7 protein-coding genes and 1 pseudogene are annotated in these 7,558 nt (G+C 43.2%); 1 reads left to right on the top strand and 7 read right to left on the bottom strand.

Translation table 11 applies throughout. The annotated features are described in order from the left end of the window. Together ACVC7T_RS06045 and eno are read right to left on the bottom strand one after the other, a co-directional pair. Window positions 1–411 (bottom strand): annotated as a pseudogene (locus tag ACVC7T_RS06045) (IS3 family transposase); the annotation flags it as partial. Between the two features lie 672 nt (window positions 412–1,083). Next, window positions 1,084–2,391, bottom strand: a complete 1,308-nt coding sequence (eno, locus tag ACVC7T_RS06040; protein ID WP_099871461.1) for a surface-displayed alpha-enolase — start codon at window positions 2,389–2,391, stop codon at window positions 1,084–1,086. Window positions 2,392–2,542: 151 nt separating this feature from the next. Here eno and ACVC7T_RS06035 point away from each other — a divergent pair, with 151 nt between their 5' ends. Beyond that, a complete protein-coding gene (locus tag ACVC7T_RS06035; protein ID WP_105110951.1) occupies window positions 2,543–2,992 on the top strand; it encodes a DUF1694 domain-containing protein in 450 nt (149 codons plus the stop codon). Window positions 2,993–3,042: 50 nt separating this feature from the next. On the opposite strand, the gene ACVC7T_RS06030 is transcribed toward ACVC7T_RS06035, so the two are convergent. From ACVC7T_RS06030 to ACVC7T_RS06010, 5 genes are all read right to left on the bottom strand, one after another. Then, window positions 3,043–3,576 (bottom strand): DUF6630 family protein, encoded by a 534-nt coding sequence (locus tag ACVC7T_RS06030; protein ID WP_447262636.1) that lies wholly within the window; start codon window positions 3,574–3,576, stop codon window positions 3,043–3,045. Window positions 3,577–3,588: 12 nt separating this feature from the next. After that, window positions 3,589–4,035 (bottom strand): hypothetical protein, encoded by a 447-nt coding sequence (locus tag ACVC7T_RS06025; protein WP_447262635.1) that lies wholly within the window; start codon window positions 4,033–4,035, stop codon window positions 3,589–3,591. A 1-nt stretch (window position 4,036) separates the two neighbouring features. Then, complete coding sequence (gene pepF / locus ACVC7T_RS06020; protein ID WP_447262634.1) at window positions 4,037–5,839, bottom strand: oligoendopeptidase F; 1,803 nt, start codon at window positions 5,837–5,839, stop codon at window positions 4,037–4,039. Between the two features lie 72 nt (window positions 5,840–5,911). Beyond that, complete coding sequence (locus ACVC7T_RS06015) at window positions 5,912–6,538, bottom strand: hypothetical protein (protein ID WP_447262633.1); 627 nt, start codon at window positions 6,536–6,538, stop codon at window positions 5,912–5,914. 41 nt (window positions 6,539–6,579) lie between these two features. Then, the gene (locus ACVC7T_RS06010; protein ID WP_447262632.1) at window positions 6,580–7,521 is read right to left on the bottom strand and encodes a competence protein CoiA; all 942 of its coding nucleotides are present in this window, start codon (window positions 7,519–7,521) and stop codon (window positions 6,580–6,582) included. Window positions 7,522–7,558 lie beyond the last annotated feature (37 nt).

Raw genomic sequence — 7,558 nt, 5'->3', positions numbered from 1 at the left:
TTCCTCTTGAAGGCGCTCTAATTCCGTCATCTCTTCCCAGGTTTTCTTGCGTTTACGTCCCATCTTGCTCGGTCTCCCTCTTGGTTTTTCAAGAATAGTATACCCGTTTTTCTTGTATTGTGCTATCCAATTGGGAAGCATTCCTCGATTTGGCAAGGCATAATCAAGGGAAACTGAGAGTTGAGAACACCCATGAATCAAGACCTTATCCATTATTTCTTGCTTTAATTCAGGTGAATAATACCTATTTTTACCTTTTTCAACGCTTTCCACGCCATATCGATCCATGAGTTTTATCATGTAGGTGAGATTAGCAATAGTGACCTTGTATATCTGGCTAAGGTTGACCCACGACATGCCACTCTTTCTAAGCAAATATATTTCTAGTTTATCTTCATAACTTAATTTCATAAGAAAAACACCCCAATCGTTAGATTTTGTGTCTAACTTTTGGGGTGCAGTTCAATTCCCACTCTTTTTTTATCCTGCTTTTCTTAGATATTATACAATTTCTCGTTCTATTTGTACAATATCGGAGATAGGTACCACAATCACCAACATAAGATAATCAAGACTGTAAATACAACCAACAATGTTGCCATAAAAAATCCATGTAAAATAGTGACCCTTATTTGCCCCACTTTACAAAAATCCTCCCAATTAAATCAGAGGGCATCTTCATATCCTTAAAACCTTGCTAGTTCGGGAGCCATAGGGATAAGTTGTACACTGCACGACAAAAAACAAGTCCAGATAATTCCGAACTTGTTTCCACTATAACCCTAGCTATCCTAGTTCGGGGATAAATTAGTACACTGTACTACGAAAAACAAGTCTGGAAATTTCCAGACTTGTTCTTATTATGACCCTCGCTATGCTAGCTCGGGGATAAATTAGTACAGTGTACTACGAAAAACAAGTCTGGAAATTTCCAGACTTGTTTTTATTATAACCCTCGCTATGCTAGCTCGGGGATAAAACAGTCTCCCAGACATTGAAAAACAAGTCTGGATATTTCCAGACTTGTTCTTATTATAACCTTCGCTATTCTAGCTCAGGGATAAAACAGTCTCCCAGACTGTTTTATTTTTTCAAATTATAGAATGAGTTCAAGCCTTTGTAGACTGCAACTTCACCCAATTGATCTTCGATACGAAGCAATTGGTTGTATTTAGCGATACGGTCTGTACGTGACAATGAACCTGTCTTGATTTGGCCAGCGTTAGTTGCAACTGCGATGTCAGCGATTGTTGAATCTTCAGTTTCACCTGAACGGTGTGATACAACGGCAGTGTAACCGGCTTCTTTAGCCATTTCGATAGCTTCGAATGTTTCAGTAAGAGTACCGATTTGGTTAACTTTGATAAGGATTGAGTTAGCAGCACCTTCTTTGATACCACGTGCAAGGTAGTCAGTGTTTGTTACGAAGAAGTCGTCACCAACCAATTGAACACGTTTGCCAAGACGCTCAGTAAGAGCTTTCCAGCCATCCCAGTCGTTTTCATCCATACCATCTTCGATAGTGATGATTGGGTACTTGTTAACCAATTCTTCAAGGTAATCGATTTGCTCTGCAGATGTACGAACAGCAGCGCCTTCGCCTTCGAATTTAGTGTAGTCGTAAACTTTACGCTCTTTGTCGTAGAATTCAGATGACGCACAGTCGAAACCGATCATGATGCCGTTTTCGCCAGCTTCGTAACCAGCAGCTTCGATCGCTTCGATGATTGTTTCAACACCGTCTTCAGTTCCTTCGAACTTAGGAGCGAAGCCACCTTCGTCACCAACAGCTGTTACCAAACCACGAGCTTTCAAGATTTTCTTCAAAGCGTGGAATACTTCAGCACCCCAACGAAGACCTTCTTTGAATGAAGGAGCGCCAACTGGCAAGATCATGAATTCTTGGAAAGCGATTGGAGCGTCTGAGTGAGAACCACCGTTGATGATGTTCATCATTGGAGTTGGCAATACTTTAGTGTTAAATCCGCCAAGGTAAGTGTAAAGTGGCACTTCAAGGTAGTCAGCAGCTGCACGCGCAACAGCGATAGAAACACCGAGGATTGCGTTTGCACCCAATTTACCTTTGTTAGGAGTACCGTCAAGAGCGATCATAGCGCGGTCGATAGCTTGTTGATCACGAACGTCGTAACCGATGATAGCGTCAGCAATCACGTTATTTACGTTGTCAACAGCTTTTTGAGTACCAAGACCAAGGTAACGAGACTTGTCACCATCGCGAAGCTCAACTGCTTCGTGCTCACCAGTAGAAGCTCCTGAAGGAACCATACCACGTCCGAAAGCACCTGATTCAGTATAAACTTCAACTTCAAGTGTAGGGTTACCGCGTGAGTCAAGGACTTCGCGAGCGTAAACATCAGTAATAATTGACATTATATTACTCTCCTTATGAGTTTAAAATTGTTACAAAGCTATCATACCTTAAAAGCAGGGATTTTTCAAGAAAAAATAGGTTATTTTGCTGAAAGAAATGATGTAAGCGTCTTCCTTGGCGAACTTTTTCAACTATGTTATACTAATCAACATGACTGATTTACATTCTACCATTTTACAAAAAGCATCTGGCGAGACTAGACTGGACCCTGACCAACAGCGTAAATACATGGGAACCTTCCGCGAACGGGTGGTCCTCATTCTCAATTTTGAAGAGGCCAATCATCCTGACCTGGCAAAGAACTTTGCTTATATCTGCCAAAAACTCCTGTCAGAAACCAGTCCTCTCTTTCTCAAGTTGTCCCCTTCCCTGTCCGATAGCCTGCAAATCGCACTGATGAAAATTGCTCAGCAGGGTAGCATCACAGCCAGCATTATTGATGAGAAAGTTGGCGCTTCTCCTTATGCTCTCCTATTCCACACGGACCATGCTGTCGATAAGGAGGATATTGCATTCGCAGCAAACTTTCCAGAATGGATGACAAAAACAGAAAAAAAGGAAGATACAAAACCTTCCTTCTGGAAAAAAATATTTGGGTAAGCAAGGCTTGCCCTTTTTATTCCCCAAAATAACACATTCATACTCAATGATTAGGCAATCACAATATCAAGTCCTTGTGCCAGCTGCTGCAACCGGGCTACTTTTTCAATCTGATTAAAGAAAACATAAAACTTGTCTTCTGTAATTGACAGCAAGCCCGCAGCCAAGCCTTCAGCTTCAAACTTGGCATTAATCGTTACGAGCCACTGTGCAAGATTGGCGCCTGGATTGAGTCCATCCGGATCCAATTTTAGTAAAATACCTGCAGCACGTACCTGTTTGAGCTGATCGAAACCATTGATAAAATCCGTCAAGTCAACTTCTATATCACAAGGGAAAATATAGTCCTGCTTGGTTAACAGCGTGACTAAAATCAACCATAAATTGTCTTTTTCTGACTCCGTCACCTGGTCCAAAAATTGGTCAAACTCCTCAGCTGACAAATAGGACTCGAACATATTCAAAATATGATTGGGATCCGTTGCAAAAACTACCTCTTTCAACTGTGCGAACAGGTCTCTGTCGCTATTTGACAGGATTTCAGCTATTTCAAAAATATCCTGCAATTGATTTTCTGTTAGCATGCTTCCTCCTTCTTAATTCGTAGGAAAATCCCACTGGACATAGGGAGCGACTTCTTGCACAAAATGGTAAATGTCGTTAAAGTCCGCTCCAGCCAGGGCATTCAAATTCACTTCAACTAACAAATTCCCTGTATTTCCAACAATCCTCAGCTTATGCGACAAAAAATCCCGATAAATAGGCCGCACTATATAGCGCATCTCTCCAATTTCTTCCATTGAAAAATGCTGGCGTGGTGAGCCGATTTTTTCCTGAAAGTCCAAGCCTTCAGCTGTTAAGAGAAAGACTTCACCCTGCTGGCGCAAGACATACGCATAGATAGCCGATAGGATAGCGACCAGGAGAAAGACAAGTCCTAGTCCAACTGCAGGTTCTGGTTTGGTCATCACACCGATGCCAATCAACGCCGCAAGGTTAAAACTGACAAGCGGATAGACTAAAGATCGTTTGTAGGAAATCATCTTATAGGTGCACACCTTTCTCAACGAGAGATTCCAACTCTGTCAAGCGGGCTTCAAAGACCTTGAAGGCATCGTTGAGATAGTCTTCCTTGGTCATATCCACGCCAGCTTTTGCAATGACATTGAGTGGATAATCAGAGCTACCAGCCTTGAGGTAGTTGAGGTAGTTTTCCTTGTCCTCTGGGCTACCATTGACAATCTTATCTGCCAAAGCAGACGCTGCCGCAAAGCCAGTTGAATATTGGTAAACATAGAAATTGTAATAGAAATGTGGAATCCGAGCCCACTCATACTGAATCAATGGATTTTCTTCCGCAGACAAGCCATAATACTTCTCATTGAGTTCACCGTAAAGCTGGTTGAGGAAATCAGCGGTCAAGACTTGGCCTTCCTGGTCAGCCTTGTAAATAGCCTGCTCAAACTCAGCAAACTGGGTTTGACGGAAGACCGTTCCACGGAAGCCGTCGAGGTAGTGATTGAGAATAGCAAAGCGGGTCTTGTCGTCTTCCACTTCTGCCAAGAGCTTCTCTGTCAAGAGATTTTCGTTGGTTGTTGACGCAATCTCAGCCAAGAAAATCGAATAGTGACCATAGACATAGGGCTGATTCTGACGAGTCAACATCGAATGAAGTGAATGCCCTGTTTCGTGAATCAGGGTGTACATATTGTCCAAATTGTCCTGCCAGTTGAGGAGCATGAAGGCGTTGGTGTCGTAAGCACCACCTGAATAGGCTCCTGAACGCTTGCCTTCGTTGACATGGACATCAATCCAGCGGTTTTCAAAGGCTTCTTTGACAATGGCCGCGTACTCATCACCAAAGATATCCAAGGTATCGGCACAAGTAGCCAAGGCTTCTTCATAGGTGACTTTTGTATCTGTGCTCGAAAGCGGTGTATACATATCGTACATCTTGAGATCATCGATTCCCAAGAGTTTCTTACGCAAATTGATGTAGCGGTGCAAGAGCGGGAGGTGCTTGTTGACTGCTGACACTAATGTATCGTAAACAGACTCTGGGATAAAGTTGGCAGAAAGTGCTGCGTGACGGGCTGAATCGTACTTCCGCAAACGAGCTTTAAGGTTATTGACCTTAACGTTAGACTGAAGAGTCTTGGCGTAGGTATGCTGGAACTGCTCGTAGGTTTCGTAGAGTGCCTCATAGGCCTCTTGACGCACTTCGCGATTTTTGGACTCCATAAAGGAAATGTAGTTGCCATGAGAAAGGGGCACCAACTTGCCGTCCTCGTCTGCGATTTCTGGGAAACGCAGGCTGGCATTGTCCAAAACAGAGAAGGTTTCAGACGGAGCATCGAAAATCTCACTGGTCGCCGCAAGAACTTCTTCTACTTCCTGTGACAAGATATGGTCCTTGGCTGCCAAGAGTTTTTCAAATTGGTGGCTGTACTGACTCAGAGCTGGCTCTTCTACCTTGAAAGCCTCTAGTTGCTCCTCAGTAATCGCCATAAATTCTGGCTCATAGAAGGCAAAAGCCTGTGAAAAGGCAGAATAAAGGGCCAAAGCCTTGGCTTGAAACTCCTGATACTTGCCTTCGCGGGTATCCTGGTCGTTCTTCATGGACGCATAGACATAGAGCTTTTCAAGCCGGCGCATAAGACCAAGCTGGGTTTCGCTAATCTCCAAGAGGCTCTTAGCTGAGTCCAGCAAGTGACCTGCAAAGACCTTAGCTTTTTCTGTTTCTGCTTGGAGATCAGCCAACTCGGCTTCCCAAGCCTCATCTGTCGGGAAAACAGTCGCTAAATCCCACTGGTATTTTTCTTCAATTTCATAACGTTGTTTTGACATAATAAATCCTCCGTTCCTATTATTTTACCACAAAAAAGCCTCGCTTTCCATTGAAAAGGGAGGGCTTACAACCTACTCATCAGTAGTAAAGTAGGTCTTGGCATCTGCTACAACTTCTTTGACAAAGCTGTCATAAAAGGCAAGGTTCGGGATGCCATATTGGTTTAACAAGCTATCGACGTAACTATTTCCTTCCGCATCTTTAATATTTCCTTTTTTCTCCTGGTCATCATACTGGTGGGTGAAATTTCCTTGTAAATCAATGAGAAGGGTGCCATCATTTGCAAAAGAAATAGAGTAGCCACTGTCTACAAAATACTGTCCGACCTGTCCCTTAGCTGTACTTGCTTTGTCTTCGCCTTCGTATTCATCTGTCGCTACAGTATAATCACCACTTTCAATGAAATAGGTTACCTTACAACCGCTTTGGTAGGAAAGCATATAATATTCATCAGTGAAAAGGTATTCCGTACCATCTTCAAAGACTATGAGTGTTCCTCCGTCATCTCCTACTTCTTTAGATGCTACTTTCTGACTATGCTGGGAGGTAAATTTCTGCGCTTCTTCCTCATTGATTGTTTGCACTTGCTGACTCGAGGCAGTGCTTGTTTGCCCTTCCTCATACCTGACAGCACAAGCTGATAAGCAAGCTATTAGCAGTAAAGAGGCAGTTACTAAGGTAAAACGACTGAATTTCATTCCACGAACCTCCTTGTAAACCTTTTTTATTATATCATTATTTACATAAATTGTCTATACATTATAGGTGGATACAAGATTTGTTTTCTCTTATCTTTTGCTTTGTCGTAAAACCGATCAAATGCTTGGTAAATCGGTGTCAGGTCTTGCTTGATTTGGGCAAAGCCAATGGCAGAGCGGGGCAGACGGATGTGGGGGTACCATTCTTCTGCCGTCTTTGTCAGCAAATTCTCCCCTCGGCTATAAGACTCTGCCTGCAGGGCGAGCCATTTGGGGGATTTGTAATAAAGCTGTTGAGCAATGTAGCGAGGCAAATCCCTATCTAACGGGCAAGTAAGATGCGATAAAGCTTGCTTGGCAAAAGGCAGACGCAAGATGTCCAATAAATTTCCCTCGCAAAATGGAAAAACCTTAGTCATACAGTGGACCTTACCTCGTAAGTCTTCATGAATAAGGTAACGGAGCCGCAATTCTTTTTTCTCGTCATCTAATTCCCAGAGGTGAAACCCCATATTCATACTAAAAGAGAGAAATTGCTTGTGCAAATTGGTCAGTCGTTCCTTGAGCCACAAATCCTTGCCAAGCAACCAAAGAACCAGATAACCACCCTCACGATAGGCCTGCGTCCTCAGCTGCAAACGAGAAATCGGCAGACTGGAACATTGGACTTCCAAAGCTAGACTATTATTAACAAATAAATCCGCGACCTGCCCTATACTGGGCAGGCTTTTTTCAAGTTCAACTTGTTCGGCATTGATTAACCATCTGTACAGACAAGACTTAAGTGACAGATGCTGGGCGGATTCATTCTCGGAAAAGTAATGGCAGTCCCGCAGGGTGACGTGGGCAAAGTGCGAACGCAGAATTTTTCCAGATTTGTATCGGACAAGTCCTCCACAACCTGGACAGGAAAAACTGCCTTGCGGCGCAGGATTTTCCAAGACATTAAAGACTTGCCCATCTTCATCAAGTGCAACTAACATAAAACCTCCTCTCTTTATTAGTTCGCAAGTTGTGGTA

This window comes from Streptococcus sp. P25B114 (assembly GCF_053010325.1).
This window is presented reverse-complemented; position numbering and strand designations above follow the sequence as displayed.

Excerpts from the sequence above, each read along its gene's own strand:
- ACVC7T_RS06010 (WP_447262632.1), bottom strand. The coding sequence starts at position 7,521 with ATGTTAGTTGCACTTGATGAAGATGGGCAAGTCTTTAATGTCTTGGAA.
- eno (WP_099871461.1), bottom strand. The coding sequence starts at position 2,391 with ATGTCAATTATTACTGATGTTTACGCTCGCGAAGTCCTTGACTCACGC.
- ACVC7T_RS06025 (WP_447262635.1), bottom strand. The coding sequence starts at position 4,035 with ATGATTTCCTACAAACGATCTTTAGTCTATCCGCTTGTCAGTTTTAAC.
- ACVC7T_RS06030 (WP_447262636.1), bottom strand. The coding sequence starts at position 3,576 with ATGCTAACAGAAAATCAATTGCAGGATATTTTTGAAATAGCTGAAATC.
- ACVC7T_RS06015 (WP_447262633.1), bottom strand. The coding sequence starts at position 6,538 with ATGAAATTCAGTCGTTTTACCTTAGTAACTGCCTCTTTACTGCTAATA.
- ACVC7T_RS06035 (WP_105110951.1), top strand. The coding sequence starts at position 2,543 with ATGACTGATTTACATTCTACCATTTTACAAAAAGCATCTGGCGAGACT.
- pepF (WP_447262634.1), bottom strand. The coding sequence starts at position 5,839 with ATGTCAAAACAACGTTATGAAATTGAAGAAAAATACCAGTGGGATTTA.